General features: G+C 65.3%; 16 protein-coding genes. 4 read left to right on the forward strand and 12 right to left on the reverse strand.

The genetic code is table 11. The features are described from left to right. The first annotated feature begins 13 nt into the window (after positions 1–13). Positions 14–739, forward strand: a complete 726-nt coding sequence (gene phoU, locus AC1DB0_RS07455; protein ID WP_054428113.1) for a phosphate signaling complex protein PhoU — start codon at positions 14–16, stop codon at positions 737–739. A 100-nt stretch (positions 740–839) separates the two neighbouring features. On the opposite strand, the gene AC1DB0_RS07460 is transcribed toward phoU, so the two are convergent. The 12 genes from AC1DB0_RS07460 to AC1DB0_RS07515 all read right to left on the reverse strand — a co-directional run bounded on the left by AC1DB0_RS07460 (position 840) and on the right by AC1DB0_RS07515 (position 13,392). Beyond that, positions 840–2,792: a phosphocholine-specific phospholipase C gene (locus AC1DB0_RS07460; protein ID WP_476758516.1), complete on the reverse strand. Its 1,953-nt coding sequence runs from the start codon at positions 2,790–2,792 to the stop codon at positions 840–842. 158 nt (positions 2,793–2,950) lie between these two features. After that, the gene (locus tag AC1DB0_RS07465; protein ID WP_006218476.1) at positions 2,951–3,223 is read right to left on the reverse strand and encodes an oxidative damage protection protein; all 273 of its coding nucleotides are present in this window, start codon (positions 3,221–3,223) and stop codon (positions 2,951–2,953) included. Between the two features lie 129 nt (positions 3,224–3,352). Next, positions 3,353–4,711: an amino-acid N-acetyltransferase gene (gene argA / locus AC1DB0_RS07470; RefSeq protein WP_054428111.1), complete on the reverse strand. Its 1,359-nt coding sequence runs from the start codon at positions 4,709–4,711 to the stop codon at positions 3,353–3,355. Between the two features lie 238 nt (positions 4,712–4,949). Next, positions 4,950–5,624 carry an amino acid ABC transporter permease gene (locus AC1DB0_RS07475; protein WP_476758634.1) on the reverse strand — a complete coding sequence of 225 codons (675 nt, stop codon included), beginning with the start codon at positions 5,622–5,624 and terminating at the stop codon, positions 4,950–4,952. Between the two features lie 142 nt (positions 5,625–5,766). Continuing rightward, positions 5,767–6,444: an amino acid ABC transporter permease gene (locus tag AC1DB0_RS07480; RefSeq protein ID WP_233214170.1), complete on the reverse strand. Its 678-nt coding sequence runs from the start codon at positions 6,442–6,444 to the stop codon at positions 5,767–5,769. 21 nt (positions 6,445–6,465) lie between these two features. Further along, complete coding sequence (locus tag AC1DB0_RS07485; RefSeq protein WP_054428109.1) at positions 6,466–7,212, reverse strand: amino acid ABC transporter ATP-binding protein; 747 nt, start codon at positions 7,210–7,212, stop codon at positions 6,466–6,468. A 29-nt stretch (positions 7,213–7,241) separates the two neighbouring features. Further along, positions 7,242–8,096, reverse strand: coding sequence for a transporter substrate-binding domain-containing protein (locus AC1DB0_RS07490; RefSeq protein WP_054428108.1), 855 nt, complete (start codon positions 8,094–8,096; stop codon positions 7,242–7,244). 10 nt (positions 8,097–8,106) lie between these two features. Further along, positions 8,107–9,054, reverse strand: a complete 948-nt coding sequence (locus AC1DB0_RS07495) for an N-carbamoyl-D-amino-acid hydrolase (RefSeq protein WP_054428107.1) — start codon at positions 9,052–9,054, stop codon at positions 8,107–8,109. A gap of 35 nt (positions 9,055–9,089) precedes the next feature. Further along, entirely contained in the window at positions 9,090–10,586 is a 1,497-nt protein-coding gene (gene hydA / locus AC1DB0_RS07500) for a dihydropyrimidinase (RefSeq protein WP_476758635.1), read from the reverse strand. Positions 10,587–10,611: 25 nt separating this feature from the next. Next, positions 10,612–11,391 (reverse strand): SDR family oxidoreductase, encoded by a 780-nt coding sequence (locus AC1DB0_RS07505; protein ID WP_054428105.1) that lies wholly within the window; start codon positions 11,389–11,391, stop codon positions 10,612–10,614. 11 nt (positions 11,392–11,402) lie between these two features. Next, complete coding sequence (locus tag AC1DB0_RS07510; RefSeq protein ID WP_476758636.1) at positions 11,403–12,332, reverse strand: dihydrodipicolinate synthase family protein; 930 nt, start codon at positions 12,330–12,332, stop codon at positions 11,403–11,405. Between the two features lie 118 nt (positions 12,333–12,450). After that, positions 12,451–13,392, reverse strand: a complete 942-nt coding sequence (locus AC1DB0_RS07515; RefSeq protein ID WP_054428104.1) for a LysR family transcriptional regulator — start codon at positions 13,390–13,392, stop codon at positions 12,451–12,453. A 187-nt stretch (positions 13,393–13,579) separates the two neighbouring features. On the opposite strand from AC1DB0_RS07515, the gene AC1DB0_RS07520 reads away from it, so the two are divergent. The 3 genes from AC1DB0_RS07520 (at position 13,580) to hrpA (ending at position 19,710) form a co-directional block, all read left to right on the forward strand. Continuing rightward, positions 13,580–14,260: an aspartate/glutamate racemase family protein gene (locus AC1DB0_RS07520; RefSeq protein ID WP_156337068.1), complete on the forward strand. Its 681-nt coding sequence runs from the start codon at positions 13,580–13,582 to the stop codon at positions 14,258–14,260. A gap of 7 nt (positions 14,261–14,267) precedes the next feature. Then, positions 14,268–15,677: an FAD-binding oxidoreductase gene (locus AC1DB0_RS07525; RefSeq protein ID WP_175171982.1), complete on the forward strand. Its 1,410-nt coding sequence runs from the start codon at positions 14,268–14,270 to the stop codon at positions 15,675–15,677. A 94-nt stretch (positions 15,678–15,771) separates the two neighbouring features. Further along, positions 15,772–19,710, forward strand: coding sequence for an ATP-dependent RNA helicase HrpA (gene hrpA, locus AC1DB0_RS07530; RefSeq protein ID WP_054428101.1), 3,939 nt, complete (start codon positions 15,772–15,774; stop codon positions 19,708–19,710). Positions 19,711–20,428 lie beyond the last annotated feature (718 nt).

Raw genomic sequence — 20,428 nt, forward strand, 5'->3', positions numbered from 1 at the left:
GCAGGGAGCCCGGATGACGGAGCATACAAACAAGCAGTTCGACGCCGATCTGGAAAGTGTCCGTTCGCAGTTCTTGCAAATGGGCGGCTTGGTGGAAGCCATGATCCAGGAAGCGATCGACGCGCTGGCCACCGGCGACCTGTCGCTGGTGGAAAAAGTCCGCGAGCGGGAAAAGGAAGTTAACCGCCACGAAGTCGAGATCGACGAAAGCATCAGCCGCATCCTGGCCCGGCACCAGCCCACCGCCATCGACCTGCGCATGCTGATGGCCGTGTCGAAGATGCTGACCGACATGGAGCGTTCTGGTGACGAGGCCGAGAAGGTCGCCACCGTTGCCCGCCGCATCCATGAAGCGGAACTGCGCCATATCCCCGTGATCGAACTGCGCCACATGGCCGCCAATGTGCGCACCATGCTGCACCAGGCGCTGGACGCGTTCGCACGCCTTGACCCGATTCTGGCCGCCGCCGTCGTGCGCAGCGACAAGGAAGTGGACAAGGAATGGAAGGGCGCGCTGCGTCACCTGATCACCTACATGATCGAAGACCCGCGCACCATCTCGCGCGCCATCGACATGATCTTCATCGCGCGCGCGCTGGAACGTATTGGCGACCACGCCAAGAACATGTCCGAACGCGTCATCTACATGGTCAAGGGCGCCGACGTGCGTCACACCGGCGTGAAGAACACCGAGCGCCTGGCGCGCGGTGAAGAAGAGTCGGAAGAGGACGACAAGTAAGCCTCTGCCGCCTCTGCCGCCTCTGCGGCCCGTGCGGCTTGCACGGCCAATCAAAAACCCCAGCGCATCCGCCCTGGGGTTTTTTACTGCCGCACTGTATTTACAGCGGCAGGGTAGCGCCCACACAAAGGCGGGGATCAGGCACGCCGGGCTTGCCGGCATCGATGCGGCCAGCCAGACGGCGTCCGAACGCCGGCATGGCGGGGGTGCTGATCTCCAGGTCGTACCACCCTTCGCACCCGGCGTACTTGAGCTCCAGCGCGCCGCCCGCCTGCACGTGCGCCATGGCGCGCCAGCCATCGCCCATGTGGGATTCCACCTTGAGGGGCTGCGGCATGTCGCTGTGGTTGACCAGACGCAGGCGCAGGCCCGACGTGACGGGCACCAGTTGCGTCTCTAGCAGGCCGGCATCGCGCGCATCACCTCGGAATTGCCGGTGAAATCCATCGGGCCCAAGCAGCCAGAGGTCGTACGCGCCGCCGTCACCCAAGCGCCACCCGTCATCCAGGCGGGCGCCCGCGCCCACGGTGTAGCGGCGGGGGGCGCGCGCCAGATTGTTGCGGTCGTACACATGCAGCACGGCGGCCACGGTGCCAGGGTTGCGCAAGGTCAGCCGGTAGTGCTCGCCATCGGCAGTGATGCGGCCCACGGCATCCAGCGCGTACGGCAGCGGACAGGCGTGGCGGTTGCTGTCGTGATGATGCGCGCCCCGGTCGCCCGCGAAGTCGAAGGCGGACGTCAGGTCCCCGGCCACGGCGCGGCGCCACGGGCTGATGTTGGGTTCTTCGACGCCGAAGCGGGCTTCAAGAAAGCGGATCACCGACGTGTGGTCAAACACCTGTGAATTGACCCAGCCGCCACGGCTCCACGGCGACACCACCAGCATCGGCACACGCGGCCCCAACCCGAAACCCCGGCCATGCAGGCTGGCCGGGTCTTCGGCGGTGGCGGCGCTGCGGCCGTGCCGCGCGTCGTGGTATTCGCCGTCCAGTTCCACCGTAGACAGGCCGCCGGACTCGCCATCGCTGCCGCGGGCCGGCGGTGCGGGCGGCGGCATGTGGTCGAAGAAACAGTCGTTCTCGTCATAGGTGACGAGCAACACGCAGCGGCTCCAGGTGTCCGGGTTCGCCGTCAGGATGTCCAGCACCCGTTCCGTGTAAGCGCCGCCTTGCTGGGGCGACGAGACCTCGGGGTGCTCGGAGTCTGCGGTGGGCGCAATGATCCAGGACACTTGCGGCAGCGTGCCGGCAGCGGCGTCGCGGGCCAGATCATCCAGCGTGCAGGTGGACAGGCCGCGGTCGCGCAACGGGGCTTGCGCCGCGCCGTTCGCGTGTTCGCGGCGGTATTGCTGGAAACCGGCCAGCGGGTTGTCGTGGAAGTTGTCCGCCATGTCCTGATAGATGCGCCAGTCCACGCCGGCTTGCTGCAAGCGCTCGGGGTAGGTGGTCCAGGCGTAGCCTTCGCCGGCGGGGCCCAAGCGGTCAAAGTGATTGACCAGCGCGGGGCCGCCCGCCAGGCCAGCGGGGTCATTCGTGCCGGTCCACAAGAACAGGCGATTCGGATTGGTGCCGCCTTGCAGCGAACAGTGGTAGGCGTCACATACCGTGAAGGCGTTGGCCAGCGCGGTCTGGAAAGGCACGTCGGCGCTTGTGTAAGCGCCCATGCCCAAACGGCTCTTGGCGGACAGCCATTGGTCCATGCGGCCGTCGTTCCAGGCGCGTTGCGCGTCGTCCCAGGTGTGCGGCGTGATGTAGCCAACCGGCGTGTGGCTGGCGTATTCCGCTTGCAGCGCATAGGGGCGGCATTGCGTATCGCCGTCCATCTGCGTCAGCACATTGCCTGCCAACGTGGGCAAAGGATGCGGGTCGGCAAAGCCGCGCACGCCGGGCAGGGTGCCGAAGTAATGGTCGAACGACCGGTTTTCCTGCATCAGGATGACGACGTGCCGCACATCTTGCAGCGTGCCCGTCTTGCGATCAGGGGCAATCGCCACGGCGCGCTGGATGGACGACGGCGGGTCAGCAGGACAGGGCGAGTGCGATTCTTCTTTCATGACAGCCTTAATACGGCCTGAATTCTTGCAATCTTAAGGGCTGCGCGTTTGCGCGCCACGATAAAGCTTGGATACGCCGGAAAACACGAAGCCCCTCGCGGACGAGGGGCTTCGTGGGGGAGCCGCGCGTTGCCTGTTGGCATGGCGGCGTAGCCAGATCAGGCCGACGGCGGAACGTAGCCGTGGGCTTCGACGGTGCCGTCTTCGAACAGGAAACGTTCCATCTGTTCCTTGAGGTACTTGCGTGCGCGGGCGTCAGCCAGGTTCAGGCGGTTTTCGTTGACCAGACGGGTCTGGATCGCCTTCCATTCTTCCCAAGCTTCCTTGGAAATGCTCTGCCAGATCTTGGTGCCGAGCTCGCCGGGGTAGGGAGGAAAATCCAGCCCTTCGGCTTCACGCTTCAATTTCACACAGTTGACGATACGGGACATGGTTCGCTGCCGGAAAGATAGATAACGGCGTATTTTAGCGGGCTTGGCGTCCTGCGGGCGCCAAGCCCCTTCAAGCCCTGCGGTCTGGCCGCCGGGGCGGGGCCGTCCGGGCAGGCCGTCGCCGGCCGGTTACAGCTTCTTGATGAAGACGAGGCTGTTGCGCGAACGGTTGTAGTTGTTCTGCTTTTCGCGGGGCAGGTCGGTAATGCCCCCCTGCACGAAACCGCGCTTCATGAACCAGTGCGACGTGCGCGTGGTCAGCACGAACAGGCGCTTGGCGCCGGTGGCGCGCGCGCGCGATTCCATGTGGCGCAAGAGGATTTCGCCTTCGCCGGAGCCTTGCCATTCGGGGTGCACGATCAGGCAGGCCATTTCGGCCATCTGCTCGTCGGCAAACGTATGCAGCGCGGCGCAGCCGTAAATCACGCCGTCGTGCTCCAGCACCGTGAAGTTTTCTACGTCGCGTTCGATCACGCTGCGCGGGCGCGGCACCAGGGTGCCGTCGGCTTCGAGCGGTTCGATCAGGCTCAGAATGGCGCCCACGTCGTCGATGGTGGCGGCGCGCAGATCGTCCAGCGTGTCTTCCACCACCATGGTGCCCACGCCATCGTGGGTGAAGATTTCAAGCAGCACGCTGCCATCCAGCGCAAACGGCAGCAGGTGGGCGCGCGCCACGCCGCGCTTGACCGCCAGCGATGCGTATTGCAGGAAGGCGTGCGTTTCTTCATCCAGCTCGCCGCCCGCCAAGAGCGCGTCGGCGTCCACGCGGGCAAGTTCCGTGTCCAGCGTGCCGTCGTCGTTCAGCACGCCGTGCGAACTGGACAGGAAAATCAGCTTTTCCGCGCGCAGCGCTACGGCGACGCTGGTGGCCAGGTCTTCCATGGCCAGGTTGAAGGCGTCGCCCGTCGGCGAGAAGCCCAGCGGCGACAGCAGCACTACCGACGAGCCTTTCTCGATGGCGAACTTCAGCGCGTCGACGTCAATCTTGCGCACCTGGCCGGTGTGCTTGTAGTCCACGCCTTCCAGCACGCCGGTCGGGCGCGCGGTGACGAAGTTGCCAGAAATGACGCGGATGTGCGCGTGCGACATCGGCGTGTTGGGCAGCCCCTGGCTGAACGCGGCTTCGATATCCAGGCGGATTTCGCCCGCCGCTTCCTTGGCGCATTCCAGCGCGGCGGCGTCGGTGGGCGCCAGGCCGCGGTCAAATTGCTGCGTATAACCCTTCAGGCGCAACTGCTCGTTGACCTGCGGACGCGAGCCGTGCACCAGCACCAGGCGGATGCCCAGCGACGACAGCAACGACAAATCCTGCACCAGCGTATTCAGCGCGCCGGCCTGCACCAGTTCACCGCCGAACGCCACCACGAAGGTCTTGCCTCGGAATGCATGCACATAGGGCGCCACGTCTCGAAACCATCGGACAAACTGGGCGGGTGCGAATTCTGGGGCTTCAAGGGCGGAGACGGTGTCGGGTTCCAGGTCGGGCATGATGTGCGTTGCAAGGTCCTATGAGATCGCGGGACGGCGTGGCCTTGGGCCTGGCCGCTCGCGCCGCCAGGGGGCGGCGCTACGCGGAATTATATGGCCGCAAGGCTCCCCCACCGTTGCAACGCGTGACAGGATTTGTTGCGCGCCGCCCACGGCCGTCTTGGTGACGGGTCTGAGTGACGAGTCTGAGTGGCGGGTCTTAGTGTCCCGTCTTAGTGTCCAGTCTTACTGTCCCGTCTCAGTGCCCCGGCAGATGCCGGTGCTCCAGCCGGCTCAACAGGCGCACCACCGGCCACAGCRGGATCAGGTAAAACAGCGCGGCCAGCACAATCGGCGACGGGTTGTAGACCAGCGACTGGGCGTCGCGCGCCACCCGCAGCAGCTCGGGCAGCGCCACGGCGCTGGCCAGCGTGGTCAGCTTGACCACTTCAAGCGTGTTGCTGATCAGATCGGGCATGACATTGCGCGTGGCTTGCGGAATCTGCACATGCCAAAGCGTTTGCCAGCTGGACAGCCCGGTGGATCGGGCCGCTTCGATCTGGCCGCGCGGCACGCTCTCCAGGCCGGCTCGGAACACCTCGCCATAATAAGAAGAATTATTCAGCATGAAGCCGATGGCCACCGCAAGCAGCTTGGGCAGGTCCAGGCCCAGGAACGGCGCGCCGAAGTAGATGAAGATCAGCAGCACCAGCGGCGGCAGCGCACGGAAAAAATCGATGTAAACCGCCAGCAGCACCCGCGCCCAGCGCCGCTTGAGCGTGATCGACAGCACGCCGATCAAAAGGCCGGAGGCCAGCCCCACCGGAATCACCATCGCCGACAGCAACAGCGTGCGCCCCAAGCCTTGCAGCAGGTAGGGCGCGACATTCTTGTAGATATTCAGATTGAAAAAGTTCTGCAGGATTTCATCCATGCCATTCCCCTTGGCGCGCGTGGCCGGTTTGATGCTGGCCCGCGACCTTGTGTTGTCTAACGTGTGCGTGTGCGTGTGCGTGTGCGTGTGCGGGTGATGGTGCTTATTGGTGCGAGCCTGGGCATGCCGCTCAGCGCGTCCCTCAGTGCTTCCACTTGAAGCGGGTTTCGGTCCATCGTCCCAGAATCACCACGGGCAGAAAGATCAGCAGGCAGGCGATGGCCGCCAGCGTCAGCGGCGTGGCATTGCCCGCGTTGCTGCTGGCCGACTGCGCGTTGTTGAGCACTTCGCTCAAGCCCACCACCGACCCCAGCGCCGTGCTCTTGGTGATGGCGATGACCCGGTTGGTCAGCGGCGCCACCGTCAGCCGCATCGCTTGCGGCATCACCACATACACCATGCTTTGCAGCCAGTTCAGGCCGGTGGAGCGGGCGGCTTCGGCCTGGCCGCGCGGCACCGACAGAATGCCGGCCCAGAAGATCTCTTCGGCAAACGCCGCCAGCACGAGCGACAGCGACAGCCAGCAGGCCATGAAGGCCGACATCGACAGGTTGATGTACGGGAACGCAAAGAACAGCAGCATGATGACCACCAGCGGCGGCAAGGCGCGCAGGATGTCGGCAAAGCAGATGATCAGGAAGTTCAGCGGCCGGATGCGCAGCGCGCGCACCACGGCCAGCACCAGGCCCAGCGCGACACCGGTGGCGGCCACCGCCACCCCCAGTTGCAGCGTTATCCACATGCCGGACAGGATGTCCGGCAGATACCGCCAGGCGACTTCCGCGTTGAAGAAAGAAAACAGCAGGGCTTTCAGATCCATGGAATACGTACCAGCTGCGCGCTAGGCGGCATGTTCCGCCATGCGGGCAAGGAATGCCTGCGTGCGGGGTTGACGGGGGGCGCCAAAGACGTCCTGCGGCGGGCCTTGCTCGACAATCACGCCGCCGTCCATGAACACGACGCGGTCGGCCGCCGCTTTGGCGAATCCCATTTCGTGGCTGACCACCATCATCGTCATGCCGTCTTTCTTCAATTCGCGCATGACGTTCAGCACGCTGCCCACCAGCTCAGGGTCCAGCGCGCTGGTGGGCTCGTCAAACAGCACCACCTTGGGCCGCAGCGCGAGCGACCGCGCAATGCCCACGCGCTGCTGCTGGCCGCCAGACAGCTGATCCGGAAACGACGACGCCTTGTCGGCCAGGCCGACGCGGTCCAGCGCTTCCATGCCGCGCCGGTCCGCCTCGGCCCGCGCCAGCTTCTGCACCTTGCGCAACGCCAGCGTGATGTTGCCCAGCACCGACATGTGGCGGTACAGGTTGAAGTGCTGAAACACCATGCCGATGTTCTGGCGGATGCGGTTCAACGGGGCGGCGGGCGCGGTGATTTCATCGCCATCGACATGGATGCTGCCGGCCGTGGGCTCTTCCAGCCGGTTGCAGCAGCGCAAGAGGCTGCTTTTCCCCGAGCCGGACGGGCCGATCATGAAGACCAGCTCGCCCCGTTTGACTTCCAGGTCGATACCCTTGAGCACCGCGTTGTCGCCGTAGGACTTGTGCAGCCCGGCGATTTTCAGGATAGGCGTGTCCATCGTGTGGCTCCTGGTTGGCGGGCGCGGGCTCAGCTGCAACGCAGTTCGACGGGCGTGGCGTCGTAGCCGGGCAGGTCCGGCACGCCCTGGCCCGGGGTGACGGTCACCGCGGCCGCGCCTGCCGGGGGCGTGAAGCCGAACCACTTCTGCGCAAGCTTGGACACCGTGCCGTCCTGCTTCAGGCACTTCAGCGCGGACGACACGCGGTTGCGGCCTTCCTTGTCGTCCAGCCGGAACGCCAGCGCCCAGACCAGCCCCGTCTTGATGGTGTAGCTGGTGCGCACGGCCGGGTTCTGCTTGGCGGCCCAGGCTGCAACCGTATTGCCGGCCAGGTTGGCGTCGGCGCGGCCGGACTGCACCGCCTGCACGGCGTCGGCGTTGGACGCATAGACGTCGTACTTGAAGCCGTATTTGGCGGCGTTGTCGCGCGCCCAGTTCTCGTAGGCCGAACCCTTGTTGACCGCCAGCTTGCGGCCCTTCAGGTCGTCCAGCCCCGAGATGTCCTTGCCGGACTTGGCGATCACGAACGTGTAGTCCGTGTTCAGGTAGCCCTCGGAAAACAGCAGCGCGCGGGCGCGTTCCTCAGTGGCCGTGGTGGGCGCCAGCACGAAGTCATACTTCTTGGCGTTCAGCCCCGGAATGAGCGCGGCGTACTCGGTGCCTTCAATGGTGATGGTGGTGCCCAGCTGCTTGGCCAGCGCCTGCCCCAGTTCGATGTTGAAGCCGTCCAGGCCGCCGCCCAGCTTGGGCATGGCGTGCGGCGCAAAGGTGGCGTCCACGCCTGTCGTCAGCGGTTGGGCGGCGTGCGCCAGGCCAGCGCCGGCCAGCAGCAGGGTCAGGCCACAGCGGCTGGCGAACGAGAAAATGCGGGAGTTGCGGTTCATGGCGGGTCCTTTAGGGAAGAGGCGTCTTGCCCAGCGCCGGCCCGGCTCCCACGCGCTCAAGAATCAAGCCGTAGTGTTCCGGGCGCCGATGGGCGGCGAAGTTGAAGATGTGCTGCTTGAAGGTGTCTCCCAATGCCAGGTCAGCCTGGCAAAAAATCACCTCATCCTCCTCCCCCTGTGCCTGCGCCACGATCTCGCCCGTGGGCGCGACGATGGCTGATCCGGCGATCAGGTGGCTGCCGTCTTCCACGCCGGCCTTGCCTGCGGCCGCCACCCACACCGCGTTTTGATACGCGGCGGCCTGCAAACTGAGCAGGTGGTGGAACATGCGCAAGTGGACCGGTTCATTCCAGTGGATATTCAATGACGGCGTGTTGTATCCCAGCGCCACGACCTCGGCGCCTTGCAGCGCCAGCACGCGCCAGGCTTCCGTCCAGCGGCGGTCGTTGCACAGACACATGCCGATGCGTGTGCCCAGGGTTTCCCAAACGTTGAAGCCTTCGTTGCCGACTTCAAAGAATTTCTTTTCCAGATGCTGGAACGGCGCCTGCGGCTTGTGGTCGCTGTGCCCCGGCAGATGAATCTTGCGATAGCGCCCGACGATGCGCGCGTTCGTATCAACCAGGATGCTGGTATTGAACCGGCGCCCGTCGGATGCAACTTCGGCATAGCCCAGATAAAAACCAATACCCAGCTCGCGCGCGGTGTCGAACAGGATGCGGGTATCGGGGCCCGGCATTTCCTTTTCGAAGTAGCGGGCCACGGCCTCTTCTTCGGTCATCCAATAGCGCGGAAAGAACGTCGTCAGCGCCAGCTCCGGAAACACCACCAGCTTCGCGCCGCGCGCATGGGCCTCGCGCATCATGGCCAGCAGCCGGGCCACGGCCTGGCGCCGGGTTTCGTCAGGCTGCACCGGGCCCATCTGCGCGACCGCCAGGCCAAAGGGACGTTTGCTCATCAGGGGTTCCTTATTCGTTGGAGTTGGCGGGCGCGTTACGTGTTGGAAGGGGCGGCGCTGGGGCTGGCACTGCTGAAGTACTTGCGCACCAGCGCGTCCGGGTTGCCGTTCAATCGCTGGCGCAGCACAGGTTCCGGCGTGCCGCGCTTGATGAACTGGCCGCTGCCGCGCGCCACTTGCAGTTCGCCGTTTTCAACGGCAATGCGCCCGCGGCTGATCACCACTTCCGGCCAGCCGCGCACCGTCTTGCCTTCGTAGGGCGTGTAGCCCACGTTGTCGTGCAGCATGGCGGTGCCGATCGTGACCTCGCGTTCCGGGTTCCAGATTGCGATGTCGGCGTCGGCGCCCACCGCGATCGTGCCTTTCTTCGGGTACAGGCCGTAAGTGCGGGCGTGGTTGGTAGCGGTCAGCGCGACGAAGCGTTCGATGCTCAGGCGGCCGCCCAGCACGCCTTCGGAGAACAGCAGCGGCATGCGCACTTCCAGGCCGGGCACGCCATTGGCCACATCCTTGAACGTGGTGTCTTCCCCCTTGGGCAACTTGCCGCTGGCGTCGAACCGGTAGGGGGCGTGGTCCGACGAATACAGTTGCAGCGTGCCGTTGATCAGCCCTTGCCATACGGCCTCTTGCGATGCCAGATCGCGCGGCGGCGGGCTGCAGCAGAACTTGGCGCCTTCCAGCCCGGGCTGGTCGATGTCTTGTGCCGTCAGGAAAAGATATTGCGGGCAGCTTTCAGCATGGATGGGCAGCCCCAGCGCCTGCGACGAATGCACCACGCGCACCGCTTCCTGGCCCGCCACGTGCACGATCAGGATCGGCACGTCCATCATGCGCGCCAAGGTCACGGCGCGGTTGGTCGCTTCGCTTTCGGCCAGCGGTGTGTGGGCCACGGCATGGTATTTGGGCGCGGTCATGCCGCGTTCGGCCAGGCGGCGCGCCACCCAGCGGATCATGTCGTTGTTCTCGGCATGCACCATCACCAGCGCGCCTTCGCGGTCGGCCACTTCCAGCACGTCCAGCAGCTGGTAGTCGTCGAGCTTCAAGCGGTCATAGGTCATGAAGACCTTGAACGAGGTGATGCCGTTGCGGATCAGTTCGGGCAGGTCGTGTTGCAGCGCCTGTTCGGTCGGGTCCGACAGAATCAGGTGAAAGCCGTAGTCGATGACGGCCTTCTCGGCGGCGCGGCGGGCGTAGTCGGAAACGACGTCGGGCAAGAGGTTGCCGCGATGCTGGGCCGCGAACGGAATGATGGTGGTGGTGCCGCCGAACGCGGCCGACACGGTGGCGCTGTAGAAGTMGTCGGCGCACATGATGCCCATGCCGGACAGCTGTTCGACGTGGCAATGGCTGTCGATGCCACCGGGCAGCACCCAGCGGCCGGCCGCGTCGATGTCCCGCTTGCCGGGCGCCAGGCCCTGGCCCAGCGCCGCGATCACGCCATCGCGCACGCCGATGTCGGCGGTGAAGGTGTCGGTGGCCGTGCTGATGCGGCCGTTGCGGATGGTCAGGTCAAAGGGGGCGGTGTCGGTCATGGGGGGCTGCAAGGGTAAGAAGGAGTCAGAGCGTGCCGGGGTAGATGCCGCCATCCAGCACCAGGTTCTGCCCGGTCATGAAACCGGCGCGGGCGCCGCACAGGAATGCGCAGGCGTCGCCGAATTCGGCCGGGTCGCCGTAGCGGCCGGCAGGCACCGTGGCCAGTCTTGCCGCCAGCACGTCATCCACGGTTTTGCCGCCGTCGCGCGCGGCGCGCTCGGCGGTCTGGCGCAGCCGGTCGGTCAGGAACGGGCCGGGCAGCAGGTTGTTGATGGTGACGTTGTGGCGCACGGTCTGGCGCGCCAGGCCCGCCACAAAACCCGTCAGGCCGGCGCGGGCGCCGTTGGACAGGCCAAGAATGTCGATGGGCATCTTCACGGCGGCCGACGTGATGTTGACGATGCGGCCGAACCGGCGCGCGATCATGCCGTCTACCGTGGCGCGGATCAGCGCAATCGGCGTCAGCATGTTGGCGTCCAGCGCCGCGATCCAGTCCTCGCGTGACCATTCGCGAAAATCTCCCGGCTTGGGGCCGCCGGCATTGGTGACAAGAATGTCGGGCTCGGGGCAGGCCGCCAGCAGCGCTTGCCGTCCTGCTTCGGTGGTGACGTCGGCAGCCACGGTGACGATGGTCGCGCCCGTATCCTTGCGTATGGCGTCGGCCGCCGCATCCAGCGTGGCCGCGGTGCGCGCGGCCATCACCACGTCGGCGCCTTCGCGCGCCAGCGACCACGCGCAGGCCAGGCCCAACCCTTTGCTGGACGCGCACACCAGCGCACGCTTGCCCTTGATTCCCAAATCCATGTCGAACCCCTTTAGTCTTGAACGGCTTGGCGGCCGGTGGCGGCCAGCGACAGGCCCACACGCGCAACGGTGGCTTCAAGTTCAGCGGCGGTAACCGGGTCGATGCGCATGCCGGGCGCGCGCAAGGCGTAGCTCTTGATGGCGCCGCGGCGCTGGTACACATACTTGCGCAGCGCCAGGCCGATCTTGGGCTGGAATTCGTAGCGGATCAGCGGGCAATAGCGGTCGAAGATGGCGGCGGCGCCGGCCTTGTCGCCGCGTGCGTAGCGCTCGTAGATGGCCACCAGGATTTCGGGAAACGCAAACCCCGTCATCGTGCCCACGGCGCCCCGTTGCAGCTCTTCCAGGAAGTACACGCCGCCCAGGCCGCCGAAGATTTTCATGGCTTCGTCAGGCACCAGTTCGCGGATGCGGCTGATCTTTTGCGCGACGGGCGGCTCTTCCATCTTGATCATGTGCACGCCGCCTTCGCGGCCCAGCCGCGCCACGACTTCGGGGCGGATCTCGGTGCCGAAGGAGTCCGGAAAGTCATGGATCACGACCGGAATCTTCACGGCGTCGGCAACCGCCTTGTAGTAGTCGAACAGCAGCGCGTCGTTGGCGTTGTCCAGCGGTGCGGCGAAGACGGCGGCGGCGCCCATGTCCTGGGCTTCCCGCGCCTGCTCGATGGCGCCTGCGATGCCGTGGGCGCGCACGCCTACCCACACCGGCACGCGGCCGTCGGTATGGTTGACGAAGGTCTCCAGCACCTGCCGGCGCTCTGCGTTGGACAGCTTGTGCAGCTCGCCCAGGAATCCCAGGATGGCCAGGCCAGTCACGCCCGTTTCCAACAGGAAATCGACCAGCGTGCGGATGCTGTCGGCATCCACCTTCAGGGCGTCGTCAAAGGGCGTGGGGCAAATGGTGAAGACGCCTTTGGCGTCGATGGAGTCAGCCATCATCTCTCCGTCAGGATGCGTGAAAACCGAAAGCGAAAACAGCGTTTCGGATGTCATCCTAATGCGGATGTTTTAGAACTCCACTTGCTTTTTTATTGCCTGGGTATAACACCCAGTTAAGTCAAGGTTTACCCTGGGCAGGGTTTGCCTGGACGGGATTCGAGAGCTCAAAACCCTGTTCTTGCAGCGTGTGCCGCAAGACATCCACGAAGGCTTGCGCCAGCTGAGACAGGGGTTCGAATCGCGATTGCACCAGGTTCGCCGTCAGGATCTTTGCCTGGTTGATTGGACGCACGACGAAGTCTCCCTGCGTGCGGCTCTTGACCGAAAATTCGTCCACGATGGCGATGCCGGCGCCGGCTTGCACGAGCGAACACGCGTTCTGCGGCGAGCTGACTTCCACCGCCAGCCGGCGGGTGTGTCCGGCCTCTTGGTACATCTGTTCAACCAGCATGCCAAAGGGCGTGTCGCCGCCGTACGAAATCAGCGGATACGGCAGCAGATCGGCGATGGACAAGAGCGAGCGGTGCGCCAGCGGATGGTTGTACGGGCAGATGCAGACCAGGCGCGCCTGGCCAATGGCTTGCGTGAGCAGGTTGGGGTGCTGGACAGGCAAAATCACTACGCCCAGCTCTGCGCGGTTATCCAGCAGCATCTGCGTCAGGGGCTGCTGGGTCAGCGGCTGGAACGTGATCTTCACGTCGGGATGCGTTTCGCGAAAACGCGTGATGGACATCGGAATCAGCATGTGGCCGATGCTGGGGCTGGACACCAGATGCAAAATGCCGCTGCGGCGTTCGGCCAGTTCGGAGGCCAGCTCGCCCACGCGCCGCACGCCGGCATACACCGCTTCAACCTCACGGAACAACTGGCGCGATTCGGGCGTGGGGTAGAGCCTGCCCTTGATGCGCTCGAACAGGGCAAACCCCAATCGCTGTTCGGTGTGCGACAAGAGGCGGCTGACGGCGGGCTGCGAAACGAACAAGAGTTTGGCCGCTCCGCTGATTGTGCCGGTCGTCATGACCGCGCGGAATACCTCGATTTGTCGCAAGTTCAGTTGCATGGCGCACACGCTGGGGTGGGGTCGCAAAAGCATAACAAAGGGTTAAGGGCAGCGCACAAATTGACATTGGATGCTTATGCGGCGGCGCAGCTAGACTGACGCCGTATTTTGACCAATCCCTTGCCCAATCCCTTGCCCAGTCGCTCGCCCAGGACGGATGGCACAGACCCTGATGGAAAAGCCCCTGATGGAACAGACCCTTTTTGTCATCAACCCGAATTCCACCCAGGCCGTCACGGACGCCTTCGATGCGGCGCTTGAACCCTTGCGGATGGCGGGCGGCCCCCGCATTCAATGCCTGACGCTGGCCGAAGGCCCGGCCGGCGTGCAGACGCAGATGGATGTGGAAAGCGTGACCTTGCCGCTGGCCCGGCGCGTGCGCGAACTGGACGCCGAGTATGGCGCGGCTGCGGCGGGCTACGTCATCGCCTGCTTCAGCGACCCGGGCCTGCACGCCGTGCGCGAAGTCACGGCCAAACCCGTCTTGGGCATCAGCGAATGCGGCATGCTGACCGCGCTGACGCTGGGCCAGCGCGTGGGCGTGATCGCCATCCTGCGCCAGTCGCTGCCGCGCCACGGCCGGCTGTTTGGCGCAGCCGGGCTGTCGGGGCGCGTGGCCGCCGAGTTGCCGTTGGACCTGGCCGTGGTGGAATTGTCCGACGTGGCCCGCACCCGCGAACGGCTGCTGCAAGTGGGCCGCCGCCTGCGCGACGAGCACCTGGCCGACGTGCTGGTGCTGGGCTGCGCCGGCATGGCCGACTACCGCGGCTGGCTGCAAGCCGAACTGGGGGTGCCCGTGGTCGAGCCGACGCAGGCGGCCGCCGCCATGGCCATCGGCCGAATCCGGCTCAATTGGCACGGCGCCTGAGGCCCCCATGCGCAACCCGGAATTGATCGAACGCTTATCGCATCTGGTGGGCGATAGCGGGCTGGTGCTGGATGCGGAAGGGCAGGCGCCTTACGTGCGGGATTGGCTGGGTAAATGGCAAGGCGGCACGCCCGTGGTGGTGCGTCCGCGCAACGCCACCGAGGTCTCGGCGGTGATGCGGTTGTGCCACCAGAGCCGTACGCCGGTGGTGCCGCAGGGCGGCAACACGGGCATGAGCGGCGGCGCAACGCCAGACGCGAGCGGCGCGCAGGTGATCCTGAGCCTGAATCGCATGAAGCGCATCCGCGAGGTGGACCCGGTCAACAACACGCTTTGCGCCGATGCCGGCGTGCTGCTGGCCGACGTGCAGCAGGCCGCGCGCGGGGTGGGGCGGCTATTTCCGCTGAGCCTGGGTTCCGAAGGCAGCTGCACCATCGGCGGCAACCTGGCCACGAATGCCGGCGGCACGGCGGTGCTGCGTTACGGCAATACGCGCGATCTGACTCTGGGCCTGGAAGTGGTGTTGCCGGATGGCCGGGTCTGGAACGGTCTGCGCGGGCTGCGCAAGGACAACACCGGCTACGACCTGAAAAGCCTGTTCATCGGCTCGGAAGGCACGCTGGGCATCATCACGGGCGCCATGCTGAAGCTGTTTCCCGCGCCGGCCGGCCGGGCCACCGCGTGGGTCGGGGCGGACTCGCCCGAGCAGGTGGTCAGCCTGCTGACACGTTTGCAGACGGCCTGTGGAGACCGGCTGACCGCGTTCGAAATGATGTCGGCGCGTTGTCTGGACCTGGTGGTGGCCCATGTCAGCGGCGCGGTCAATCCGCTGAGCGAGCGCCATCCGTACTATGCGTTGCTGGAACTGTCCGACACCGAGCCGTCCGGCCTGCCGGCCATGCTGGAATCCGCGCTGGGCGCGGCGCTTGAAGCCGGTGTGATTCAGGGTTGCGTGATTGCCACGAACGACACGCAGGCGCAATCGATGTGGCGATTGCGCGAAGGCATTTCGCAGGCGCAGGTTCGGGCGGGCAAGGCCGTCAAGCACGACATCGCCGTACCCATTTCGCGATTGGCGGCTTTTGTGGAAGAGGCCGACCTGGCGCTGATGTCTGAGTTTCCCCATCTGCCCATCGTGAATTTTGGCCATATCGGCGACGGCAATCTGCATTACAACGTGCTGTTGCCGCTGGACACCGCGCCCGCGGAACACGCCCGATTGACGGCCGCGCTGAACCGCCGCGTTCACGATCTGGTGGCGCAGCGCGGGGGCAGCATCAGCGCGGAGCACGGGGTGGGGCAGTTGCGCCGCGACGAGCTGCGGCGCTACAAGTCGCCCGTGGAAATGGATCTGATGCTGATGATCAAACGGGCGCTGGACCCCAACCAGCTGATGAACCCGGGCAAGCTGCTGTAGCGGCGGCATTTGGGCACGGGCTGCGAGTGGCCGGATGGCCCAGGCGCGAAATCGCCAGAAATTTATAATGTCGGGCTAATTGGATAAATCCTACATGCCTGAATCCTCCAGCCCGCGGGCGCCCAGAACGCCGGCGCCGCAATCCGGGGGCCAGAAAGCGCCCCGGAACGAGTCCCGTGGCACGCCCCGGCCCGAGCGCCCCATCCCCGTGGTGACCTACCCCGAAGACCTGCCCGTCAGCGCACGGCGGCAGGAGATTGCGCGCGCCATCGCCGGCCACCAGGTCGTGATCGTCAGCGGGGAAACCGGCTCGGGCAAGACCACGCAGCTGCCCAAGATCTGCCTGGAGCTGGGCCGTGGCCGCCAGAAGATGATCGGCCATACCCAGCCGCGCCGCCTGGCGGCGACGTCGGTGGCCAAGCGTATCGCCGAAGAACTGAACTCGCCGATGGGCGAAGTGGTGGGCTATCAGGTGCGGTTCAACGACCGCACCGGTCCGAACGCGTCGATCAAGCTGATGACGGACGGCATTCTGCTGGCCGAGTCGCAGCGCGATCCGCTCTTGCGCCGCTACGACACCATCATCATCGACGAGGCGCACGAACGCAGCCTGAACATCGATTTCCTGCTGGGCTACCTGAAGCAGCTGCTGCCGCGCCGCCCGGACCTGAAGCTGATCATCACGTCGGCCACCATCGACGCCGAGCGCTTCGCCAAGCACTTTGCGGCGTCCGAAGACAAGCCCGCGCCGGTGATCGAAGTGTCGGGCCGGCTGTACCCGGTCGAGGTCCGCTACCGCCCCGTGCGCGAGGAAATGGCCGAGGACGACACCGCGCCCGCCGCCAAGCCGGGCCGCGACCGTGACCGCGAGCGCATGTCGGGCGACGAGGAACGCGACCTGATCGACGCCATCGTCGACGCGGTGGACGAGTGCGCGCGCCATGGCCCGGGCGACGTGCTGGTGTTCCTGCCCGGCGAACGCGAAATCCGCGAATCCGCCGAAGCCTTGCGCAAGCGCCACCCCGCCGGCACCGAGGTGCTGCCGCTGTATGCGCGCTTGTCGCAGGCCGAGCAAGAGCAGATTTTTCACCCGCGTACCAACGCGCGGCGCATCGTGCTGGCCACCAACGTGGCGGAAACGTCGCTGACGGTGCCGGGCATCCGCTTCGTGGTCGATAGCGGCCTGGCGCGCATCAAGCGTTATTCCTGGCGCAACAAGGTCGAACAGCTGCGGATCGAACCGATCAGCCGCGCGTCGGCCAATCAGCGCGCCGGCCGTTGCGGCCGGGTGGGGCCAGGTCTGTGCATCCGGCTCTATGACGAGCTGGACTTCAATAACCGCGCCGCCTTCACCGACCCCGAAGTGCTGCGTTCGTCGCTGGCGTCCGTCATCCTGCGGATGAAGGCGCTGAAGCTGGACGACATCGAGCAGTTCCCGTTTGTGGAAGCGCCGCCTGGGCGCGCCGTGGCCGACGGCTACCACTTGCTGCAAGAGCTGGGCGCGATTGAGCTGGCGTCGGCGGCGGACGACGACGCGGATACCACGCGCACTGGCGCGTCTTTCGTGCTGACCGAAACCGGCCACGAATTGGCCAAGCTGCCGGTGGACCCGCGCATCGGCCGCATGATTCTGGCCGCGCGCGAACACCAGTGCCTGTCGGAAATGCTGATCATTGCGTCGGCGCTGTCGGTGCAGGACGCGCGCGACCGCCCCATGCAGGAGCGCGAAGCGGCCGAGGCCGCACACGCCAAGTTCGCCGATGACAAGTCGGAGTTCATTTCCTTCCTGAAACTGTGGCGCTGGTACGGCGAGCAGGTGCAGCACAAGGCGTCGCAGCGCAAACTCGTGAATCTGCTGCGCCAGAATTTTTTGTCGCCGATCCGTTTGCGTGAATGGCACGACGTGCACACGCAACTGTCTGCCTTGGTGGGCGAGCAGGGCTGGCGCGTCAATCAGGCGGAAGCGACGTACGAACAATTGCATCTGGCGCTGTTGTCCGGCTTGCTGGGCAATATCGGTTTCAAGAGCGACGAGGGCGGCCACTACCAAGGCGCCCGCGAGATCCGCTTTCATATCCACCCCGGCTCGCGCCTGGTGAAGAAGGCCGGGCGCTGGATCATGGCGGCTGAACTCGTCGAAACGACGCGCCTGTATGCGCGCTGCGTGGCGCGGATCGACCCGGTGTGGCTGGAAAAGGTGGGCGCCCATCTGATCCGCAAAAACTGGTCAGACCCGCGTTGGGAAAAGAAGGCCGGGCAGGTGGTGGCCAATGAGCGCGCCACGCTGTATGGGCTGACGATCTACACGGGCCGTCGCATCCATTACGGCCGGGTCAACCCGACGCAGGCGCGTGAACTCTTTATTCGTCAGGCGCTGGTGCCGGGCGAGATCGACACGCGGCTGCCGTTTGTGGCGCACAACCGCAAGCTGATTGCCGGCATCGAAAAGCTTGAGCATCAGACGCGCCGCCCCGACATTCTGGTGGACGACGAACTGATCTTCGCCTTCTACGACCGCCAGCTGCCCGCCGATATCTCGCAGACGACGTCGCTGGAAAAGTGGGTGTCCAGCCTGGACAAGGCGGCGGCAGCGAAGCTGATGCTGACCCGCGACGAGCTGATGCGCCACGAAGCCGCCGGCGTCACGACCGATGTGTTCCCCAAGAAGGTGGAATGGCAGGGCGTGTCGATGGCGTTGGACTACCACTTCGAACCGGGCTCGCCGCGTGACGGCGTGACCTTGTCGGTGCCGCTGTTCGCGTTGAACCAGATTGACCCGGCCCGCTGCGAGTGGCTGGTTCCGGGCATGCTGAAGGAAAAGGTTCATCTGCTGCTGAAGTCGCTGCCGCAAAAGCTGCGCCGCCATTGCGTGCCGCTGCCCGACTACGCCGCCGGTTTCTATGACCGCTGGTTTGAACGGCAGGCGGACCCGCAGCAAGGTCTGGTCGACGCGATCATTGCGGATATGTGGGACCAGGTGCAGGTGCGCCCGGCCGTGGGCGACTTCAAGCTAGAGACGTTGCCGGCTCACTTGTTCATGAACTTCCGCGTGGTCGACGAGCACGGCCGCATGCTGGCGGCAGGCCGAAATCTGGCGCAGCTGCGCGCGGAATTCGGCAAGCAGGCGCAGGCGACGTTCCAGCAACTGGCGGCCAGCGATACGCAAGTCGCCCAGGCGTTGGCGCATGAAAACCTGACGACGTGGTCGTTCGGGCCATTGCCCGAGATCATGGAGATCAAGCGGCGCGGCCAGTCCGTCATCGGTTATCCGGCGCTGGTGGACCGTGGCGCGCATTGCGATCTGGATGTGTTTGACGACCCGGACGAGGCGCGCAAGCACCATCGCGCGGGCTTGTTGAAGTTGTTCCGGCTGGGCTTGCGCGAGCAGGTGAAATTCCTGGAAAAGAACCTGGCGGACCTTACCAAGATCAGCATGCTGTACATGACGCTGGGCACGCAGGAAGAACTGCGCGACCAGATCATCGATTGCGCGCTGGGGCAGGCCTGCCTGGCGGAACCGTGGCCGGTGAACGAGCAGCAGTTCGAGGCCCGCCGCACGGAAGGCAAGGGCCGTCTGGGGTTGTTGGCGCAAGAGGTGGCTAGGCTGGCTGGGGCGGTGCTGACTGAATACGCAGCGCTGCAACGCAAGCTGCCACAAGCCAAGCCGCACGCTTCGGCATACGCGGATCTGCAGCAGCAGATTGGCGCGTTGATGCCAAAGATGTTCATCCGCGATACGCCGTATGCGCAGCTGTCGCACTATCCGCGGTATCTGAAGGCAGCGGTGGCGCGCATCGACAAGCTGCGCGCAGACCCGGGTCGAGACGCAAAGCTGGTTGCCGAAATGGCGCCGCTGGTGACGCAGTATCAACGGGCTCGGTCGGCACTGAAGGGGGCGCCTGATCCTCGATTGGATGAGTTTCGGTGGCTGCTGGAGGAACTGAGAGTGGCGTTGTTTGCGCAGGAGCTGCGGACGCCGATGCCGGTGTCGGTGAAGCGGTTGATGAAAAGTTGGGAGTCGTTGAAGCGGTGAGATTTTGGGTGGCTGGGGGCGGTTCGAGTTTGCGGAGGATCGGGTTCGTAGGTCGCCCGTCGGCGCGGTGGCCCTGACKGCGCGCGCCCACGATTGCGGTCCGGAGCCTTCGCTCCGGACTGCCCCTTCGTCATCTTCGTCCGCCTTCGGCTCCCTTCAGATTCCCTCGGGCGCATCGAGGTTGCGCGCCGTCAGGGCCACCGCGCCGACGGGCTGCCGCCGTCTTGGTCTGATGCGCTGCTAGGGTGTGCCTAAGTGACGAGTGCTGCGGTGCCCGCCGAGTCGCGGSCGCGCGGGCGGCCTTACTCGGCATACGCGTTGGTGGTCGATTGGACGGTGTTCGCTTTCGCGAATTTGTAGAGGTGTTTGCTAGTGGTCCTCCCCGCGGTTTTTTTTGGGGGGAAAAGGGGTGGCGCGCGTCCGGCACCGCCTTGCGCGTGCAGACCCGCCGCGCGCCACCGCACCAGGGTTCAAGTGCCGACCATCATTCGTAGGATGCGTGCAGCGCGGCAAGCCGCGCAAAAGAACATGGATATTTTTGGTGTCAGACTGCATTTTCCAGATGGGGCTTTCGCTCTACCTGCCGATAAGTGCAGTCTGAAACCGAAATTAAATGCAGTCTGAGTCCTGATCCAAGACTCCTAATCTACAAGGGCATTCACAGCAAGCGCGCAGCGGCAGCGCAACGCCGCCAGACACCGCCAAGTCCCCGAGGCCG

The sequence above is a fragment of the Achromobacter sp. 10T422 genome (assembly GCF_056394065.1).